General features: G+C 70.2%; 18 protein-coding genes. 9 read left to right on the top strand and 9 right to left on the bottom strand.

Annotated features, from left to right (window positions below; all coding sequences use genetic code 11):
* The first annotated feature begins 87 nt into the window (after nucleotides 1-87).
* The 7 genes from E1288_RS33605 (at nucleotide 88) to E1288_RS33635 (ending at nucleotide 7121) form a co-directional block, all read left to right on the top strand.
* The gene (locus E1288_RS33605; protein ID WP_132492470.1) at nucleotides 88-1266 is read left to right on the top strand and encodes an NAD(P)/FAD-dependent oxidoreductase; all 1179 of its coding nucleotides are present in this window, start codon (nucleotides 88-90) and stop codon (nucleotides 1264-1266) included.
* Between the two features lie 11 nt (nucleotides 1267-1277).
* Complete coding sequence (locus E1288_RS33610) at nucleotides 1278-1592, top strand: (2Fe-2S)-binding protein (protein WP_408014222.1); 315 nt, start codon at nucleotides 1278-1280, stop codon at nucleotides 1590-1592.
* Entirely contained in the window at nucleotides 1589-2998 is a 1410-nt protein-coding gene (locus E1288_RS33615) for an FAD/NAD(P)-dependent oxidoreductase (RefSeq protein ID WP_132492474.1), read from the top strand. The genes E1288_RS33610 and E1288_RS33615 overlap by 4 nt, the downstream gene beginning before the upstream one ends.
* On the top strand, nucleotides 2995-3915 hold the full coding sequence (locus E1288_RS33620; protein ID WP_132492476.1) for a dihydrodipicolinate synthase family protein: 921 nt from the start codon (nucleotides 2995-2997) through the stop codon (nucleotides 3913-3915). Before E1288_RS33615 ends, E1288_RS33620 begins: the two co-directional genes overlap by 4 nt.
* Nucleotides 3915-4916 carry a proline racemase family protein gene (locus E1288_RS33625; protein ID WP_132492478.1) on the top strand — a complete coding sequence of 334 codons (1002 nt, stop codon included), beginning with the start codon at nucleotides 3915-3917 and terminating at the stop codon, nucleotides 4914-4916. The genes E1288_RS33620 and E1288_RS33625 overlap by 1 nt, the downstream gene beginning before the upstream one ends.
* Nucleotides 4917-5145: 229 nt before the next feature.
* Nucleotides 5146-6567 carry an amino acid permease gene (locus E1288_RS33630; RefSeq protein WP_132492480.1) on the top strand — a complete coding sequence of 474 codons (1422 nt, stop codon included), beginning with the start codon at nucleotides 5146-5148 and terminating at the stop codon, nucleotides 6565-6567.
* A gap of 11 nt (nucleotides 6568-6578) precedes the next feature.
* Nucleotides 6579-7121, top strand: coding sequence for a GNAT family N-acetyltransferase (locus E1288_RS33635; protein ID WP_408014212.1), 543 nt, complete (start codon nucleotides 6579-6581; stop codon nucleotides 7119-7121).
* A gap of 65 nt (nucleotides 7122-7186) precedes the next feature.
* Here E1288_RS33635 and E1288_RS33640 read toward each other — a convergent pair whose 3' ends face one another.
* Both E1288_RS33640 and E1288_RS33645 read right to left on the bottom strand, forming a co-directional pair.
* Complete coding sequence (locus E1288_RS33640) at nucleotides 7187-8071, bottom strand: proline iminopeptidase-family hydrolase (protein WP_132492484.1); 885 nt, start codon at nucleotides 8069-8071, stop codon at nucleotides 7187-7189.
* Complete coding sequence (locus E1288_RS33645; protein ID WP_207954700.1) at nucleotides 8068-8559, bottom strand: nuclear transport factor 2-like protein; 492 nt, start codon at nucleotides 8557-8559, stop codon at nucleotides 8068-8070. The genes E1288_RS33640 and E1288_RS33645 overlap by 4 nt, the downstream gene beginning before the upstream one ends.
* Nucleotides 8560-8968: 409 nt before the next feature.
* Here E1288_RS33645 and E1288_RS33650 point away from each other — a divergent pair, with 409 nt between their 5' ends.
* Nucleotides 8969-9766, top strand: coding sequence for an SGNH/GDSL hydrolase family protein (locus E1288_RS33650; RefSeq protein WP_132492486.1), 798 nt, complete (start codon nucleotides 8969-8971; stop codon nucleotides 9764-9766).
* A gap of 48 nt (nucleotides 9767-9814) precedes the next feature.
* Here E1288_RS33650 and E1288_RS33655 read toward each other — a convergent pair whose 3' ends face one another.
* The 3 genes from E1288_RS33655 to E1288_RS33665 form a co-directional block, all read right to left on the bottom strand.
* Nucleotides 9815-10546, bottom strand: a complete 732-nt coding sequence (locus E1288_RS33655; protein ID WP_132492488.1) for a Mut7-C RNAse domain-containing protein — start codon at nucleotides 10544-10546, stop codon at nucleotides 9815-9817.
* Nucleotides 10547-10587: 41 nt separating this feature from the next.
* Nucleotides 10588-11127, bottom strand: a complete 540-nt coding sequence (locus E1288_RS33660) for a hypothetical protein (RefSeq protein ID WP_132492490.1) — start codon at nucleotides 11125-11127, stop codon at nucleotides 10588-10590.
* Between the two features lie 131 nt (nucleotides 11128-11258).
* Nucleotides 11259-12740: an amino acid permease gene (locus tag E1288_RS33665; RefSeq protein ID WP_132492492.1), complete on the bottom strand. Its 1482-nt coding sequence runs from the start codon at nucleotides 12738-12740 to the stop codon at nucleotides 11259-11261.
* A gap of 448 nt (nucleotides 12741-13188) precedes the next feature.
* Here E1288_RS33665 and E1288_RS33670 point away from each other — a divergent pair, with 448 nt between their 5' ends.
* A complete protein-coding gene (locus tag E1288_RS33670) occupies nucleotides 13189-14466 on the top strand; it encodes an amidohydrolase family protein (RefSeq protein WP_235883991.1) in 1278 nt (425 codons plus the stop codon).
* A gap of 104 nt (nucleotides 14467-14570) precedes the next feature.
* Here the strand turns inward: E1288_RS33670 and E1288_RS33675 are convergent, their stop codons facing one another.
* From E1288_RS33675 to E1288_RS33690, 4 genes are all read right to left on the bottom strand, one after another.
* On the bottom strand, nucleotides 14571-15713 hold the full coding sequence (locus E1288_RS33675) for a cation:proton antiporter (protein WP_132492495.1): 1143 nt from the start codon (nucleotides 15711-15713) through the stop codon (nucleotides 14571-14573).
* Between the two features lie 6 nt (nucleotides 15714-15719).
* On the bottom strand, nucleotides 15720-16199 hold the full coding sequence (locus E1288_RS33680) for a cation:proton antiporter regulatory subunit (protein ID WP_132492497.1): 480 nt from the start codon (nucleotides 16197-16199) through the stop codon (nucleotides 15720-15722).
* A gap of 56 nt (nucleotides 16200-16255) precedes the next feature.
* The gene (locus tag E1288_RS33685; protein ID WP_132492499.1) at nucleotides 16256-17071 is read right to left on the bottom strand and encodes a class I SAM-dependent methyltransferase; all 816 of its coding nucleotides are present in this window, start codon (nucleotides 17069-17071) and stop codon (nucleotides 16256-16258) included.
* Between the two features lie 122 nt (nucleotides 17072-17193).
* Nucleotides 17194-18495, bottom strand: a complete 1302-nt coding sequence (locus tag E1288_RS33690) for an MFS transporter (RefSeq protein WP_132492501.1) — start codon at nucleotides 18493-18495, stop codon at nucleotides 17194-17196.
* Between the last annotated feature and the right edge of the window lie 41 nt (nucleotides 18496-18536).

Consider the following 18536-nt stretch of genomic DNA (forward strand, 5'->3'; position numbering starts at 1 on the left):
GTGTGAGTGGTGGGGTCGGGGGTTGACCTGGGTCACATCGGGGTTTAGCGTCGGCAACGTTCATTTTAGTGAACGTTGGTGGTGGCTATGGGGCAGTTTCCCGACATCGTGGTGGTCGGCGCCGGGATCGTCGGCGCGGCCTGCGCCGAGGCGCTGAGCGCGGCCGGGCACGTCGTCGACGTGCTGGACCGCGGCGCGCCCGGGGCGGGCACGACGGCGTCCGGCGAGGGCAACGTGCTGGTCTCCGACAAGCCGCCGGGCGCGGAGCTCCGGCTCGCCCAGGCCAGCCGGAGGCGGTGGCCGGAGCTGGAGCGCAGCCTGCGCGAGGAGCTCGGCGCCGACTTCGAGTGGGAGTCCAAGGGCGGCGTGGTCGCCGCGACCACTGTGGACGGAGCGGAGGCGCTGACGGCGTTCGCCGCGCAGCAGCGCGACGCAGGCGTGGATGCGCGGGTTCTGGCGCCCGGCGCGGTTTTCGATCTCGAACCGCACCTCACGCGGGACACGGTGCTCGCGGTGCACTACCCCGAGGACGCCCAGGTGCAGCCCGTCCTCGCGGCCTCGGCGCTCCTCGCGGCCGTGCGCCGGCGCGGCGGCACTCTGAGGCCCGGGACCCCCGCCACTGGGGTGGTGCGCGGCCGCGACGGCCGGGTGACCGGTGTTCGCGCGGGCGGCACCGTTCTGCCTTGCGGGGCAGTGGTGAACGCGTGCGGCCCGTGGTCCGGTGAGTTCGCGCGGCTGGCGGGCGCGCCGATCACGGTGCTGCCCCGCAGGGGCATGGTCCTGGTCACCGCGCCGGTGCCGCCGGGCACCGTGCGGCACAAGGTCTACGACGCCGACTACGTCGGCGCGGTGGAAAGCGGCGACGCCGAGCTGCAGACTTCGACGGTGGTGGAGAGCACCCGGGCCGGAACCGTGCTGATCGGGTCGAGCCGGGAGCGCATCGGTTTCGACGACACCGTCCGGACCCGCGTGCTGCGCGAGATCGCGGGCAAGGCCGCCGCGCTGTTCCCGGTGCTCGGGCGGGTTCCGGTGATGCGCGCCTACGGCGGCTTCCGGCCGTACGCGCCGGACCACCTGCCGGTGATCGGCGCCGATCCCCGGGTCCCGGGCCTGTGGCACGCGACAGGGCACGAGGGCGCCGGCGTCGGGCTCGCCGCCGCGACCGGGCAGCTGCTCGCGGAGTTGTTCGGCGGGCGGCCGCCGCACGTCGACCCGGAGCCGTTCCGCGTGGACCGGCCCGGGCTGATCGAGGGGGTGGGCGCGTGACGGGCCCGTTCCTGACCCCGGGCCGGCGGGATCCGGCGCAGCCGAGGTACTCCGGCGAATTCGCCGTCGAGGTGGACGGGGCGCGCGTCGCCGCGCGTGCCGGGCAGACGGTCGCCGCTGTGCTGATGGCGACCGGCCGCACATCCTGGCGCAGTACCAGGGAGAACGGGCGGCCGCGCGGGCTGTTCTGCGGCATCGGCGCGTGCTTCGACTGCCTGCTGGTCGTGAACGACGTGCCGGATGTGCGAGCGTGCCAACGCGTTGTCGAGCCCGGCGACGTCATCCGCACCCAGCACGGGGCCGAACTGCCGGGAGGCGAGGCATGAGCGTCGTGGTCGTCGGCGGCGGGCCCGCAGGGATGAACGCCGCGGTGCAAGCCGCACGGGCCGGTGCCGAGGTGGTGCTGGTCGACTCCGCCGAGCGGCTCGGCGGGCAGTTCCACCGCCAGCTGCCGGAGCAGTTCGCGGCGCGGCGACCGGAACGCATCCAGCACGGCGGGCGGTCGTTCCGGGCGCTCCAGGACGAGCTCCTCGCGAACCCGCGGATCCGGTATCTGCCGCGCAGCACCGTGTGGTCGCTCGAACCGGACCGGCGGATCAACATCCAAAGCGGCCCCGCCGATGCTCCGGGCCGACGGCTGACGGCACTGCGCGCCGATGCGCTGGTGCTGGCCACCGGGGCGCACGACCGGGTCCTCCCGTTCCCGGGCTGGGACCTGCCCGGAGTGTTCAGCGCGGGGGCCGCGCAGGCGATGGCGAAGGGGCAGCGGATCGCGGTCGGGCACCGCGTGCTGGTCGCCGGGACGGGACCGTTCCTGCTGCCGGTGGCGGAGTCGCTGCTCGATGTGGGAGCCGAGGTCGTCGGCGTGCTGGAGGCCGGGAATCCGGCCGCGTGGCTGCGGCAGTCGGCGGCGGCCGCCGGGCAGCTCGGCAAGCTCCGAGAGCTCGCGGCCTACGCGGCCCGCTTCGCCGGGCGCGTGCCGTACCGGACCCGCACTGCTGTCATCGCGGCGCACGGCGACGACCGCGTGCAGGAGGTCGTAACGTCCAAAGTGGATGCAGACTGGCGGCCCATTCCCGGTACTCAGCGCCGGTTCGAGGTCGATGCCGTGTGCGTCGGGCATGGCTTCGTGCCGCAGCTGGAGCTGGCGTTGGCCGCGCGCTGCCGGATCGCCGGCGGGTTCGTCGAGGTCGACGCGGCGCAGCGGACGTCCGCGCGGGGGGTGTTCGCGGCCGGTGAAGCGACCGGCATCGGCGGTGCCGACCTCGCCGCCGCCGAAGGCGTCGTCGCCGGTCTCGCCGCGGCCGTGCACGTCGGCGCCGCCAGCTGGGTCCAGGTGGAAACCCAAGCACGCCAAGCACTCATGAAAGTCCGAAATGGACGAAGGTTCGCGCGGGCGCTCGCCGAGGCCCATCCGATCGGATCGGCGTGGCCCGAGTGGCTGGAGCCCGACACGCTCGTGTGCCGGTGCGAGGAAGTCCCGTACCGCGAACTGGAGGCGGCCGTGCAGCAGCGCGCCGCGCACAGCGTCCGCTCACTGAAGCTGCTCTGCCGGGTCGGCCTCGGCCCCTGCCAGGGCCGGATCTGCGGGCAGAACGCGACCGACCTCGCCGCGCGGCTGCTCGGCGAACCGCTCCCGGACCCGGAAACCCCCGCTCGGCGGCCGATCGCAGCGCCGATCCGGCTCGCAGACCTGGCCGGCATCCCAACCCCTGACGAGGAGGAGAAGTGACTTCCAGCAACGATCTCGGTGGTGTCGTCGTCGCGACCGCCCTGCCCTACGCCGAAGACGAGTCGGCCCCGGCCGGCCTGCGGGTCGACTACGACCGCTACGCAGAGCACTGCAGCTGGGTGGTCGACAACGGCTGCCACGGCGTCGGCCCCAACGGCTCCCTCGGCGAGTACTCTTCGCTGACCCACGAGGAGCGGCGCAAGGTCGCCCAGACCGCGATCGAGACCGTCGGCGACCGGGCGACGGTCATCGTCGGCGTGCACGCGCCGAGCGCGCACGAGGCGCGGCACTGGGCGGAGCTCGCCGCCGAGGACGGCGCGGACGGGCTGCTGTGCCTGCCGCCGACGATCTACCGCGCCAACAAGGGCGAACTCCTGCACCACTTCGAGCAGGTCGCGGCCGTGGGCCTGCCCGTGATGGTCTACAACAACCCGATCGACACCAAGGTCGACCTCACCCCCGACGTGGTTCGCGAGATCGCCGGGATCGACAACATCGCGGCGATCAAGGAGTTCTCCGGCGACGTCCGCCGGGTGCTGGAGATCCGCGAGCAGGCGCCCGGGCTGAACGCGGTCTCCGGCGCCGACGACGTGGTGCTGGAATCGCTGCTGATGGGCGCGGGCGGCTGGTTCGCCGGGTTCCCGAACGTGTTCCCGGCCGAATCGGTGCGCCTCTACGAGCTGGCCCGGGCGGGCAAGGTCGAGGAGGCGCGGGCGCTGTACGAGCCGCTGGTGGCCGCGTTCCGGTGGGACTCGCGCACCGAGTTCGTGCAGGCCATCAAGCGCGGCATGGAGATCGTCGGCCGCTTCGGCGGGCCCTGCCGCCCGCCGCGCGGCCCGCTGCCCGAGGCCATGCTCGCGCAGGTCGACGCCGACATGGAGCGCGCCGTGAAGTACTTGCAGAGCAAGGAGAAATGATGCGGTCGCGCCGTTACTTCAGCGCCGTCGACTCGCACACCGAGGGCATGCCGACGCGGGTGATCACCGGCGGCGTCGGCGTCGTGCCGGGCGAGACGATGGCCGACAAGCGCCGGTACTTCGTCGACAACCTCGACCACATCCGGCAGCTGCTGGTGCACGAGCCGCGCGGGCACTCGGCGATGAGCGGCGCGATTCTGCAGCCGCCGACCCGCGCGGACGCCGACTGGGGCGTCATCTACATCGAGGTCTCCGGCTGCCTGCCGATGTGCGGGCACGGCACCATCGGCGTCGCGACCGTGCTGGTGGAGACCGGCATGGTCGAGGTGGTCGAGCCGGTCACCACGGTCCGGCTGGACACCCCGGCCGGGCTGGTGGTGGCCGAGGTGGCGGTCCGCGACGGCCAGGCGGAGTCGGTGACCATCCGCAACGTGCCGTCGTTCGCCGTGGAGCTGGACGCGTCGGTGCAGGTGCCGGGGCTCGGCGAGGTGCGATACGACCTGGCCTTCGGCGGCAACTTCTACGCGATCACGCCGCTGGCCGACCTCGGAATTCCCTTCGACAAGGCCGAGAAGGACCGGATGCTGGGCGCCGGACTGGCGATCATGGCGGCCATCAACGAGCAACGCCGCCCGCAGCACCCGCTCGACGCGAACATCGCAGGCTGCAAGCACGTCTACCTCGAAGCGCCGGGCAGCGACGCCGCGCACTCCCGGCACGCGATGGCGATCCATCCCGGCTGGTTCGACAGATCTCCTTGCGGCACCGGCACTTCCGCGCGCATGGCGCAACTCCACGCGCGCGGGCAGCTCGCGCTGGACACCGACTTCGTCAACGAATCCCTGATCGGCACCCGGTTCGTCGGGCGGCTCGTGGACACCGCACAGGTCGGCGACCGGCCGGCCGTGGTGCCGACGATCACCGGCCGGGCCTGGATCACCGGCATGGCCCAGTACCTGCTGGACCCGACCGACCCGTTCCCTACCGGCTTCACGTTGTAGCGCAGACCGGACCGGTGCGCCGGAGGATCCCAATTTTAGGCAAAATTGGAATACCACGATTCTCGCGCGATGCCGCAGGTGGGCGCGCCGGTGCGGAAAATTCCCAATTTTAGGCAAATTCGGATAGTTCCCGCGTGAGCTCGCAGGCGGGCGTGCCGGGGTGGAGTGTTCCCAATTTTAGGCAAAATTGGGGCCACCCCGGCGTGCCCTCGTTCCCGGAGGTGGCTCAATGATCGATGCGAACGGCCGCGGCGTGCTGCGGCGCAAACCGGTGGACGACATCGACGATCCGCCGCAGGGCGCCGGCCTGAAACGGGTGATGGGCACCTGGCAGCTGACCGCGCTGAGCCTCGGCGGTCTGGTCGGCGCCGGGGTGTTCTCCCTCAGCGGCGTGGTCGCCAACGAGCTCGCCGGGCCCGGGGTGCTGCTGTCGTTCCTGATCGCGGTCCTCGCCAGCGCGGCCGCAGCGCTGTGCTACGCCGAATTCACCAGCATGATCCCGAAAGCGGGCTCGGCCTACACCTACGCCTACGCGGTGCTCGGCGAGCTGGCCGGCTGGCTGATCGGCTGGGACCTGCTGCTGGAGTACACCGCGATCGTCGCTGTCGTCGCCATCGGGGTCTCCGGCTACCTGTCCTACCTGGTCGGTCAGCTCGGGCTGGACCTGCCCGCCTGGATGCTGGGCGCGCCCGGCACCGGCGACGGCCACGTGGTCGACCTGTTTGCGATGGTGCTGTGCCTGCTGCTGGCGTGGCTGCTCAACCGCGGTGCGAAGTCCTCGGCGCGGGTCGAGACCGCACTGGTGGTGATGAAGATCGTGCTGGTCCTGGTCGTCGTGGTGGCCGGGGCGTTCCACATCAACGCGGGCAACTACACGCCGTTCCTGCCCTACGGGCTCGGCGGCGCGATCACCGGTGCGGCCACGGCCTTCTTCGCCGTCTACGGCTACGACGCGATGAGCGCGGCGGCGGAGGAATCGGCCGACGCCCGCCGGGCGATGCCGCGCGCGATCATCTACTCCCTGGGCATCGCGACGGTGATCTACGTGCTGGTGTGCGTGGTGCTGCTCGGAATGCAGCACTACAGCGAGATCGACGTCCGCAGCCCGTTCTCCGGCGCGCTGGCGGCGGTCGGCCTGCCGGGGCTCGCATTGATCGTCGCGATCGGCGCGGTGTTCGGCATCGTCACCTCGATGTTCGCCAACATGCTCGCGGTGACGCGGGTGTGGTTCGCGATGAGCCGCGACGGGCTGCTGCCCGCCTGGTTCGCCAAGACCCACGAGGTGCGCAAGGTGCCGCACCGGGTCACCTGGGTGGTCGGCGTGGTGTCGGCGCTGATCGCGGGCCTGCTGCCGATCCGGGAGGCGGCTGAGCTGACCAACATCGGCATCCTGGTGGCGTTCATCGTGGTCGCGGTGTCGGTGGTGGTGCTGCGCCGCCAACGCCCCGAACTGGAGCGGGGCTTCCGCTGCGCGTGGGTGCCGGTGGTGCCGGGGATCGGCGTGGTGTTCTCGCTGTGGCTGATCAGCCAGCTCGACTGGGTCACCTGGGCGCGCTTCGTCGGCTGGATGGCCGTCGGCCTGCTGGTCTACGCGTTCTACGGCTACCGGCGGTCGGCGCTGGCGGACAAATCGGTCGCGGGAATGCGCTGATCGCTGCCAGGATGGGCGGTATGACCGAAGTGCGTACCGCGCATACCGCAGACCTCGACGAAGCGACGCTCAAGGCCGCCCGGGCGCTGCTCTGGGACGTGTTCGAAGACGACATGACGGAGCACGACTGGGAACACTGCCTGGGCGGCATCCACGCCCTGGTCTGGGAAGGCGACGAGCTGATCGGCCACGCGGCGGTGATCCAGCGGCGCCTCCTGCACGGCGGCCGGGCCCTGCGCACGGGCTACGTCGAGGGCGTCGCGGTGCGAGCGGACCGGCGACGCCGGGGCATCGCGGCAGCGATGATGGCGGAGCTGGAGGGCGTGATCCGCCGCGCCTACGACCTCGGAGCGCTGGGAGCCAGCGACGAAGGAGCGGCGCTGTACGAGGCGCGCGGTTGGCAGCGCTGGCAGGGGCCGACTTTCGCCCTGGCGCCAACGGGAATCCAGCGCACGGCGGACGAGGACGGCTTCATCTTCGTCTTCCCCGCGGAAGCCCCGCTGGACCTCACCGGCGACCTCACCTGCGACTGGCGCGACGGAGACGCCTGGTAGCGGCTCCAGTCCTCGTGAGTGCGAAGCCGGGTTATCCATCAGTGGAGCCGGCCGTGGTCACCTTCTCACCTTCCGCGAGTCTCGACGCGTGCCAGGTAGTCCCGGATGATGCCGACATACTCACCACGGAGCGGTTCGGCCTCCAGGTAGCCCATGTGCGCCGCACCGGCCTGCGTGACGTGCTCCGAGTCCGGAATTCGGGCGGCGATGTCGGCCAGGTGCGCGGGAACGCATTCGTCGAACTCCCCGCCGAGGACGAGCGTCGGGATCCTGATCCGTTCGAGTTCGTGGAAGATGTCCCACTCCTTCAGCGTTCCCGTCACGTGGTAGTCGGCCTGCCCGATCATCGTCCGGAATGTCGTCAGGCTCATCAGCTCCGGGACGAGCCGCGGCGTCGCGGTGCGCACCACGCACGCGCGCAGGTACTCCGTCTGGGCAACCTGGTAGTCAGGGTCGTCCGTCTCGCCCCGCAGCTCGCGACCGTAGGTGCGGTCGAGCACATTGCCGGGCAGTTTCGCCAGCAGGTCCCGGACCTCCGCCTCGAACCGTGGCACGCTGGCCAGGCCGTTGGCGCAGACCAGGCTCGTCCACTCCGGTGCGCGCTCCGCCGCGAACTGCAGTCCGAGCATGGCACCCCAGGAGTGGCCGTAGACATGTGGCCGCGCCAGGCCGAGACCGTCGGTCACGGCGCCGAGTTCGTCCAGGAAACGGTCTACCGTCAGCAGCGCGGTGTCCTCAATGCGGTCCGAGCGTCCCACCCCCAGCTGGTCGTACCAGACGATCTCGCGTTCCCGGGCGAGCGGCTCGAACGCCTCGAACAACACGTCACTCGGATAACCGGGCCCGCCGTGGACCAGGAGCAGTGGTACACCACCGCTGCCCATCCTGCGATACCAGACCCTGCCCCCTGGAACCGAAATCCTGCCTTCCGTAGTTGCGGCCGAAGTCACAGTTGGCGCCCGCCGGAGGACGGATTCTCCCGGTCGCCCGGCACGACATAGGTGTACTCCTCTATCCGGTCGATGAGATCCCCCTCGAAACGGAGATACATCGCGGCGTGGACCTCGCGATGGGACCCGTCGGCCAGTTCCAGGCGGAGTACCTGCTGTTGAAGTACCTCGTCGTAGTTCTGGAACTGGCGGATCACGTCGTACTCCAGCGCCTGAACTGTGGGGATAAGCAACGCGAGTTGGTCCAGTTTCTCGTCGATGGCCTGTTCTCCTGTACCGTCGTTATGCCACACGGTGGCCGCGTCGGTGCACATCTTCCGCACACCGTCGAAATCACCCGCTGCCATACGTCGTAGGCACTGGGTCGCCGTCTCGCTGATATTCCGCCGCATGGCACGCGTCTCCTTCGTTTTCTTGTGGGGAACGGGTTTCCGCGAAATCCGGCCACGCACGGGCTCGGCGGTCCGGGGCACGGTGGCGCGCTCCACGGTAGGGAAAGTCCAGTGGCTACGGTAGGCTTGAATTTTTCGATCGCGTCCGGCAGTGAATCCGGCAACGGCGGCGAGACAGTTCTAGCACTCACGACCCCGTTCGGGGCTCCTTAATGAGCCGCGGCGGCTTTTCCGTCGTCGTCTGGTCGGCCGGCATGCAGGCGAACAGCTTGGTGCCCCCGCGTGTACCTGCACTGTTCGGACGAACGCTGCCGACACTGCTCGGCGTAGTGGGAACGGGTCCACTGTGGTGTCCGGTGGGCGCGGGAATCACCCGTACAGCGGCTGTTGCGGGCGGTCGTTCTGTGCCGTTTCTGCTGTTACTGGCGGGTACTCGCCAATTTCTTCGATGTGCTGCGGACTTCTCCTTGAATGGTGGCGATTTCGAACTCCGATCGGAGGAAGAATGCGTCACTTACGGCACATCATCGGCGCTGCTGCCGCCGTGGCGGCGGCGAGCACCGTGCTGGCCACCCCGGCGTTCGCCGCGCCCGCCGCCGAGAACTACGCGGCGCTGGGCGACTCCTACGCCTCCGGGGTCGGCACCCGCGAGTACACCGACGACAGCGGGGACTGCCTGCGCAGCCCCAAGGCCTACGCGCAGCTGTGGGCCGACTCGAACGGCGTCTCGAACTTCGCGTTCGAGGCCTGCTCGGGCGCGGTCACCGATGACGTCAACGCCAACCAGCTCGACCAGCTCAACGCCGACACCACGCTGGTCACCATCTCCATCGGTGGCAACGACATCGGCTTCAGCAGCGTCATCCAGGACTGCCTGCTGGGCGACGACAACGCCTGCGACTCGGCGGTCAGCAAGGGCGAGGAGCGGGCCCGCAACGAACTGCCCGCCAAGCTCGACACGACATACGCGAACATCCGCGAGGCCGCGCCGAACGCCAAGGTCGTGGTGCTCGGCTACCCGCGCCTCACCGAGCTCGGCTCCTGCGGCATCCCGTTCTTCTCCGATGCCAAGCGGCAGCGGATCAACGACGGCGCCGACGTGCTGGCCGAGGTGATCTCCGACCGGGCCGGCGCGGCCGGGTTCACCTTCGCCGATACCCGCGACGCATTCGCCGGACACGGCGTGTGCTCCTCCGACGAGTGGATCAACGGCCCGAGCAACCCGCTAGTGGAGTCCTTCCACCCGGACATCGACGGCCACGCCAAGGCGTACCTCCCGGTGCTCAACGCCGTCACCGGCTGATCCAGGCTCCTGCGTGGGTGGCGATTTCGCGCGAAATCGCCACCCATTTCATGCTCCGGGGCCGATCCCGGGATGGGAGAGGCGTGCTGCCCGGATGATCGCGTTGATCCGCCGGGCGTGCGCGCCTCGCCAGTACACCTGGCCGCAGTCGCCGCAGCGTGCGTATTCGTCGTAGTGGCGGCGGGTTCCCGATTCGATCTCCGCGATAACGTCCTTTTTGGACACCTCGATCAGTGGGCCGTTGCACGACGTGCAGCGGGTCCACGGCGCGAGCGGCGGCGCGAACCGGCCGATGACGTCCGCCAGCTGCTGCGCCGGATCGGCGCCCCGCACGTAAGCGCCAGCCCACAAGGCCCGGCGACGAAGGATTCCCCGATCTTGGGTCAGCAGCACCCGCCGCTCCCGTTCGGCCTGCGCGATCAGTTCGTCGTCGGCGGAATCGTTGCGGTAGGCGGTGTCCACGCCGAGCAGCCGCAGCCGCCGCGCCAGCTTGCCCAGGTGCACGTCCAGCACGAACCGCGCCGCAACCGGCTGCGGGCGCTCGACCGGACCGATGTCGATCGTCGCGCCGGGCCGTGGCTGGTGCCCCGGACCTGCGGGAACGCCGTCGACCAGCAGCCGCCCCACCTCGGTGAGCGGCACCCCGACGGATTCGGCGAGGTGCCCCAGCGTGGCGGTGCCGTCGTAGGGCAGCTCGAACTGCTCGACCCGGTGCCGCGGAGCGGCGAAGAACCGCAGTTCCGGATCGATGCGCACCAGCACGGTCGCCTCAGGCGTCACCGCCCCATTGTCCCCTGCCTCCGAACGGCGGCCGAACGTCGTCAGGCTCGACCGAGGAACACGGCTTTGTCAGCCATGAACGTCGGCTGGAATGCGAGCTGGAACTCGCCCTGCTGCTCGCCGACCACGAATGCCTGCTCGTAGGTGTAGGTCCTGCCCGGCAGCACGGTCGCCGACGGCGGGGCGCCTTCACCGCAACCGCCCCCGAAATCGAAGATCATGTCGGCCTTGGTGCTGTTGAACTGTGCATCGGCGGCGTACGACAGGACGCCGGCATCGAACGGCTTGTCGGTGTCGTTGACCACGGTGATGGTGAACTTGACCGCACGTTCGGCATTCTGCGGTGATGCCACGTCGCTCGGGGTGCACTCGACCGGTGCGGCGACTTCGACGGCGATCCCGTCATCCCAGGTGTAGCGCTGTCCCCAAGTCGGCGTCTGCGGTTGCGGGGGCTCGGCGGCAGGTTGGCCTGCCTGCGCGGACGCATCGGACACCGTGCCCTGGTTGGCCGATGGGGTTCCGCACCCGACGAGGATTCCGGCCGCGGCGACGGCGGATGCCAGGACTGCCAAGCTCTTCAATTTTTTCTCCCTCGGTGTGTTTCTGCAGCACAACGAGATAGGTACGGGCGGGTCCTTCGTTACAGAACTGTGCGCAGGCAACTACTGGCAGCGGGAAACGCTTGCCGGGAACAGCGCGATCCCGGCTCGAATCACTGTTGCGAGGTGCCGAAAGCTGCGGTGTCGTCCCCGGCCAACCGGCTGTGCCTGATGCCGTAGGTGAAGTAGAGGATCATTGCGAGGGCCAGCCAGACCGCGAACATCAGGTAGGTCTCCCACGGCAGCTGGGTGATCAGGTAGATGCAGGCCGCGATGCTCAGCGCCGGGACCACCGGGTAGCCCGGGACGCGGAAGCCCCGCTGCAGGTCCGGGCGGGTGCGACGGAGTACCACCACGCCGATCGAGACCACCGTGAACGCCACGAGCGTGCCCATGCTGGTCAGGTTCGCCAGCGTGCTGAGCGGGACCACCGCGGCGAGCAGGCCGACGAACGCCGAGACGATCAGGGTGTTGCGCACCGGAGTTCGCCGCTTCGGATGCACGTTGTGGAAGACCTTCGGCACCATTCCGTCGCGGCCCATGGAGAACAGGATCCGGGTCTGGCCGTAGATCGTCGTCAACGTGACCCCGAAGATCGATACGACGCCCCCGGCGGCCAGCACGATCGCCGGCCAACCCGAGCCGGTGAGGTTGCCCAGGATCGTCGCCAGGCCCGCGTCCTGGCCCTCGAACGCCTGCCACGGCTGCGCGCCGATCCCGGCGACCGCGACCAGGATGTAGACCGTCGTGACGATCGCGATGCACCAGAAGATCGCCAGTGGCAACGTGCGGCGCGGATCGCGGACCTCCTCGCCGGCGGTGGAGACCGTGTCCATCCCGATGTAGGAGAAGAACACCATGGACGCGGCGGTACCGATGCCCGTGACGCCGAACGGCGCGAAGGGCTGGGTGTGTTCGGCGTTGAACGCCGTCAGGGCGACCGCGACGAACAGCAGCAGCACTGCCAGCTTGATGCACACCGTGATCGCGTTGATCGTCGCGGATTCCTTCGCGCCGCGGACCAGCAGCAGGCAGCAGGCGGTGACGAGCACTGCGGCGGGCACGTTCAGGACGCCGCCCTCGCCTGGTGGAGCGCTGAACTCGGCGGGTAGCTGCCAGCCGAAGACGTCGCCGAGCAGCGCGTTGAGGTATTCACCCCAACCGACCGCGACCGCTGAGGCCGCCACCCCGTACTCCAGCAAGAGGCAGGCGCCGACGACATAGGCGACGATCTCGCCGAGCGTGGCGTAAGCGTAGGTGTAGGAGGCGCCGGCGACCGGGATCGTGGAGGCGAGTTCGGCGTAGCACAGCGCGGTGAGTGCCGCGGTGATCGCTGCGAGCACGAACGACACCACCACCGCAGGCCCCGCCTTGGGCACGGCCTCGTTGAGCACGATGAAGATCCCGGTGCCGATCGTGGAACCCACGCCGATCATCGTCAGCCGGCCGACCCCGATGGAACGCCGCAGTTCGCCGCCGCCGGTGTCGGCGCCGCTTTCGGCGTTGAGCATGCTGACCGGCTTGCGCCGGAGCACCCTGCGCCAGCCGATCTGGGAACCACTGGTGGGCCCAGCAGCGGGCGCCGAACCGGACATGGTGCTCTCCTGCGAATTTCCGATGGTTGTCTTTCGCGGCGGGAATAAAGGGTGGAGCACCGGCTCCGGCCCGTGCGAACCGGGTCCGGCCGACGTATCGGTTGCGTGAAGGCCGAATCTAGAGATGAGAAGAAGGAGCGTCAACTCTGCGTAGCGCAGTAAATTATTCGGCTAGTCCGTAGTTCTGCGTTTGCTTTTCCGGTATCGACTGATGTGCTGCACAGCACGCAGCATCGGCTCCTGTGGACGGACGCAGACGCGCGTCGCAAGCGGCGAGCCTCCGAACGGCGGCATGTCAGCGCGTGGTCGAGCCGCTATGGTGATCATCCCGGCCGGTGTCGAGGGAGCCCCCGCGAAAGCTCCCGAGGGCGCTTGGCGCCCGCCGACGGTTGGGGTCGAATTGGCAGGCTTCGCTGCTCAGAACACGCAGGTATCCCGGCGCGCCGTGATGGTCGGCGCCCTGGTCGCCACCGGTTCCGCCGCATGCACCGGCGGGTCCGCCACGGGTTCGGCGGGTGGGCGCTTGTTGTTGCGCGGCACCACATTGCCCGATGGCCGCCGCGCCGACGTGCTGCTGGACCAGGGCAAGATCGCCGCGATCGGCGGGGACGCAGGGGGAGCGGACGGGCTCGACCTCGCCGGTTACCTGCTGCTGCCGTCCGGGGTGGAAACGCACGCGCACCTGGACAAGGCGTTCCTGGGGCGGCGGGTGCCGAACCCGGCCGGCGACCTGGCCGGGGCGATCGAGGTCATGTCGGCGATCGCGCCCACGATGACCGACGAAGACGTGCGGGAGCGGGCGAGCCGGGGCATCGAACTGGCCGTGCGGCACGGCTACACCGCGATCCGCACGCACGTGGACGTCAACGCGAGAAACGGCACGCGCCCGCTGAAGGTGCTGCTGGACCTGCGGCAGCAGTACGCCGACATCGTCGACCTCCAGGTGGTGGCGTTCGTCGGCCCGGTCTCCGGCGCGGCCGGTGCCGGGGCCCGAGCATTGCTGGACGAGGGCCTTCGGCTGGGTGCGGACGTGGTGGGCGGCCTGCCCTACGCCGACCCCGACCCGGCCCAGGCGGTGCGCGAATACCTCGCCGCCGCAAAGGAATACGGGCGGCTGGTAGACCTGCACACCGACGAGACCACCGATGCGAGCGTGCTCTCGCTGCGGGAGCTGATCGCCGAGACCGCCCGCGCGGGCATGGGCGGCAAGGTCGCCGCCTCGCACTGCGTGAGCCTCGGTCAGCAGGACCCGGAGAACGCGGCCTTGGTCGCGAAGGACGCGGCGGCCGCGGGCGTCGCGGTGATCACGCTGCCGCAGACCAACCTGTACCTGCAGGGGCGCGAGGGAGGTGTCCTCGTGCCGCGCGGGCTGACGGCCATCGACGCGCTGCGCCGCGCGGGCGCCGTGCTGGCCGGTGGGGGCGACAACTGGCGGGATCCTTTCAACGCCGTGGGCCGGGCGGATCCGTTCGAGATCGCCTCGCTGCTGGTCGCCGCGGGCCACCTCGACACCGCGGCCGCCTACGCGGCGGTGTCCGACCAGGCCAGGACGGTGCTGAACCTGCCGCCGGTGGGACTGCGCCCGGGCGACCCGGCGGAGCTCCTCGCGATCCGCGCGGCGGACCTGGACGAGGCGGTGGCGGGCGCGACCGAGGACCGCGCGGTCTTCCACCGCGGCCGCCTCGTCGCCCGGACCCAGGTGACCACGGCGCTGCACCGCGCGTGATCGGCACCGATGAATTCGCGGCTCGCGGGCTGTCTACCCCTGCGGAGACCGCGTTCACCACGTCTTCGACCCCGATGGCAACACAGTGAACCTCACGCAGCAGGTCATACCTGGCGGAGGGGTGGGCTGAACCACCAGGTGAGCAGCGGGCCCGCGATCGCCAGCACCAGCACGTAGCCCGTGGCCAGGGCGCCGATGCTGTCGCCCTGGATCGCCACCAGGCTGGCGATGATGATCGAGAACTCGCCGCGCACGATCAGCACGCTGCCCGCGCGCAGCCGGCCCTTCCGCCCCGCCCCTGCGCGGGCCGCCGCGAACCAGCCGGTGCCGATCTTGGTCAGCGCCGTCACCGCGGCCAGCGCGAGCGCCACCGGCAGCAGCGGAACCAGCGCCGCCGGGGAGACGGAAATGCCGATCGCCAGGAAGAACGCCGCGGCGAACAGGTCCCGCAGCGGCGCGACCAGCGACCGCACCCTTTCGGCCAGCGGGCCGGTCAGCGCCAGCCCCACCAGGAACGCCCCGACCGCCGCCGATGCCCCGGCCAGCTCCGCGATCGCGGCCACCACCAGCGACAACCCGACGATCCGCAGCAGCAGCTGCTCGGTGTCGCCGTCCTCGACCAGGTGCCCGACGCGATGCCCCCAGCGCCGCGACGTGACCAGCGCCAGCAGCAGCACGCCCACCGCCACCGACACGCTCGCCAGGCCGTGCAGCACCGTGCCGCCGGTGGCCAGCACCGCCAGGATCGGCAGGTACACGGCCATCGCGAAGTCCTCCAGCAGCAGGATCGACAGCACCGCCGGCGTCTCCCGGTTGCCCAGCCGGTGCAGGTCGTCCAGCAGCCGGGAGACGATCGTCGACGACGACACCCAGGTGATCCCGGCGAGCGCCACGATCCCGGTCGCGTCCAGCCCGAGCAGCCAGCCGGCCAGCGCGCCCGGCGCGGCGTTGACCACCATGTCCAGCAGCCCGGATGGGACGTGCCGCCGCAGCGTGACGGTGAACTCCTCGATGGAGAACTCCAGGCCGAGCGTGAGCAGCAGGAGCACCACGCCGATCGACGCGCCGATCTCCACGAAGTCGCGGGCGGCGGGCAGCGGCGCGATGCCGCCCTCGCCCACCGCGAGTCCCACCAGCAGGTACAGCGGGATCGGGGACACCCCGAAGCGCCGGGTGACCGTGCCGACCGCGCCGAGCACGATCAGGACGATCCCCAGTTCCAGCAGCAGCGCGATCGAGGTGTGCACGGCAGCTCACCCCGCCAGGATGCGTTCCACCCCGGTGATGCCCTGCTGGGTGCCGATCACCACGAGGATGTCCCTGGCCTGCAGGCCCTGGCCGGGCGCGGGCGAGGCGATGACGTCCTCGCCGCGCACGATCGCCACGATCGACGCGCCGGTGCGGGTGCGGGCGCGGGTCTCGCCGAGGGTGCGCCCGTCGAACGGCGAGCCGGCGGTCACCTCGACCTGACCGGCGTTGAGCCCCGGCACCTCGCGCGTCAGGTCGGCGAACCGCTCGGCGATGCGCGGGGCGCCGAGGATCTCGGTGACCGCGTCGGCCTCCTCCTCGCTGAGCCGGAACAGCAACCGGACCTCGTCGGGATCGTCGCCGGGGTAGGCGACGAACTCGAAGTCGCCGCGCCGCCGAGCCACCACGCCGATGCGCTGGCCGTCGGTGGTGGTGAACTCGTACCGCAGCCCGACCCCGGGGAGCAGAACTTCGGTGACGTCCATGCGCCAATCATCGCGCCGCCCCACCGCACCCGCCGGGTGCGCGGTGAACCCCCTGTCTACCTGACCCGCGCGTGGACCAACCGCGAGAGGGTGCCGGGCGACAGGCCGTCTCGGCGTTGCCACAGCTCGGGATCGATCGCGTTGCGCTGGTCGGTGTCGTCGACGGAGGTGAAACCGTGATCTCGCAGCTGGGTGCCCATTTCGGCCGGTGTGAAGCAGCTCAGCCACGGTTCCCCGCCCTCGGAGGCGACCTGTGCCACCGCTTCGGCGTACTCCCGGCCGGTCGCGTCGCGGAGTTCCTCGGACACGACGTAGTCGGTGACCAGCTGCGTCCCGGGGGCGAATTTTCCAAGTGTGGCAAGGGTTTCGCGCAGCGAGCCGCGGGTGACGTACATGGTCACGCCGAGCCAGCCGACGAATGCGGGCCGCGCCGGATCGAATCCGGCGGAGACCAGGGCGTCTCCGAGCGAGTCCGATTCGAAGTCGACCGCGACGTGGGTAGCGGTGTCCGGAATGTTGATCCCGGCATCCTCCAGCAGGGCGCGCTTCCAGTGCTGGGTCGCCGGGTGGTCGACCTCGAAAACACGGACGCCCAATTCGTTTCGGTGGGCGAACGTGTCGAGCCCGGCGCCGAGGATCACGTATTGCGCAATCCCGTTCCGCACGGCCGCGGCCAGGCGCTGCTCGGTGTACCGACTGCGGACGACCGCCTGCGCTCTGGCGCCGCGCAGAATGGGGTGTTCGCCGCTGGCCCGGTGGTAGCCGAGGAGTTCTTCGGCTCGGTCGCCGAGCAGCGGCACCGCGAGCGAGTCCGCGAAGATGTGCGGTTCGGCATCCACCAAGATGTGTGCGGCGCGAGCGGCAGCCGCCATGAGAGCGGTTCGACTGGATTCTCGATTCACGAGACCAAGCTAGCTCACCGAAAATGCATCATATCATAAAAAGGAAAATTGCGAAACAATTCGCGAATTGCGATTGCATTTCCTTTCCGCGATCACGTCCTGGCACGAGTTGAATGCACGGCGTTGTGCTGCGCCGGTTTGCCGAGGTGGCGGGGGATGGCCGCGATCGCCGCCAGGCTGATCAGGTTGACCAGCACCACGTAGCCGGAAATCGCGGCCGTGGTGCCGAAGTGGCCGAACAGGGCGGTGCAGATGATCGGCGCGAAACCGCCGCCGAGCACCGCGCCGAGCGAGTACGACAGCGACGCGCCCGAGTATCGCCACTCCGGCCGGAACAGCTCGGTGAACAGCGCCGCCTGCGGCGCGTAGGTCGCCGCCACGCCGACCACGTACACGACCTGGGCCAGCAGGACCATCAGCGCCGCCCTCGTGTCGATCAGCCAGAACAGCGGGAACGCCCACAGCAGGTTCAGCGCGCTGCCGAGCAGGTAGACGTTGCGCCGGCCGATGCGGTCGGACAGACCGCCGAACAGCGGCGTCAGCGCGAGCCAGGCCACCGAGCCGAGCAGCAGGTTCACCAGCGCAGTCTGCTGGCCCAGCCCGGTCTCGTCGACGCTGTAGCTGACCAGGTACACCATGAAGATGTAGCCGAGGGTGTTGTTGCCGACGAAGGTGCCGGTGGCCACCAGCAGCGCCGCCGGCTGGTGCCGGAGCACCTGCGCCACCGGCAGCCTCGCCCGCCGCTGCCGGACCTCGGCGAACACCGGGCTCTCCACCACCCGCAGCCGGATGTAGAGGCCGAGCAGCACCAGCACGATGCTGAGCAGGAACGGGATCCGCCAGCCCCAGGAGGCGAACTGCTCGCCGGAGGTGGTGCCGCGCACCGCCAGGAAGACCAATGTGGACAGCACCATGCCCAGCGGGGTGCCGATCTGGGCGTAGGAGCCGAACAGCCCGCGCCGGTTGCGCGGCGCGTGCTCGACGGCCATCAGCGCGGCCCCGCCCCACTCGCCGCCCGCGCTGATTCCTTGGAGCACCCGGCAGAGCACCAGCGCCAGCGGCGCCCACGCGCCCCACGCGTGGTAGTTCGGCAGCAGGCCGATGGCCATCGTCGAGCAGCCCATCACCAGCAGCGAGAACACCAGCATCGACTTGCGGCCGATGCGGTCGCCGAAGTGCCCCATCAGCACCCCGCCCAGCGGCCGGGCCACGAACCCGATCGCGAGCGTGGAGAACGCGGCCAGCTTCCCGGCGGTGGGGGAGAGGTCGGGGAAGAACTGCGGGGCGAAGATCAGCGCCGACGCGGTGCCGTAGAGGAAGTAGTCGTACCACTCGATGGTGGTGCCAACCATGCTGGCGAGCCTGGCGCGGCGCGCCTGTTCCGCGTTGCTCATGGATCCGCCTCTGCGTTGAGTGGAACCGACCGTTGTGGACA

Source organism: Saccharopolyspora elongata (genome assembly GCF_004348985.1).
Taxonomy (GTDB): domain Bacteria; phylum Actinomycetota; class Actinomycetes; order Mycobacteriales; family Pseudonocardiaceae; genus Saccharopolyspora; species Saccharopolyspora elongata.

What these genes read in the sequence shown, in the direction of transcription:
- E1288_RS33680 (WP_132492497.1), bottom strand. Translation starts at nt 16,199, where the DNA reads ATGGACGTCACCGAAGTTCTGCTCCCCGGGGTCGGGCTGCGGTACGAG.
- E1288_RS33650 (WP_132492486.1), top strand. Translation starts at nt 8,969, where the DNA reads ATGCGTCACTTACGGCACATCATCGGCGCTGCTGCCGCCGTGGCGGCG.
- E1288_RS33690 (WP_132492501.1), bottom strand. Translation starts at nt 18,495, where the DNA reads ATGAGCAACGCGGAACAGGCGCGCCGCGCCAGGCTCGCCAGCATGGTT.
- E1288_RS33670 (WP_235883991.1), top strand. Translation starts at nt 13,189, where the DNA reads ATGGTCGGCGCCCTGGTCGCCACCGGTTCCGCCGCATGCACCGGCGGG.
- E1288_RS33630 (WP_132492480.1), top strand. Translation starts at nt 5,146, where the DNA reads ATGATCGATGCGAACGGCCGCGGCGTGCTGCGGCGCAAACCGGTGGAC.
- E1288_RS33625 (WP_132492478.1), top strand. Translation starts at nt 3,915, where the DNA reads ATGCGGTCGCGCCGTTACTTCAGCGCCGTCGACTCGCACACCGAGGGC.
- E1288_RS33685 (WP_132492499.1), bottom strand. Translation starts at nt 17,071, where the DNA reads ATGGCGGCTGCCGCTCGCGCCGCACACATCTTGGTGGATGCCGAACCG.
- E1288_RS33635 (WP_408014212.1), top strand. Translation starts at nt 6,579, where the DNA reads ATGGGCGGTATGACCGAAGTGCGTACCGCGCATACCGCAGACCTCGAC.
- E1288_RS33605 (WP_132492470.1), top strand. Translation starts at nt 88, where the DNA reads ATGGGGCAGTTTCCCGACATCGTGGTGGTCGGCGCCGGGATCGTCGGC.
- E1288_RS33615 (WP_132492474.1), top strand. Translation starts at nt 1,589, where the DNA reads ATGAGCGTCGTGGTCGTCGGCGGCGGGCCCGCAGGGATGAACGCCGCG.
- E1288_RS33665 (WP_132492492.1), bottom strand. Translation starts at nt 12,740, where the DNA reads ATGTCCGGTTCGGCGCCCGCTGCTGGGCCCACCAGTGGTTCCCAGATC.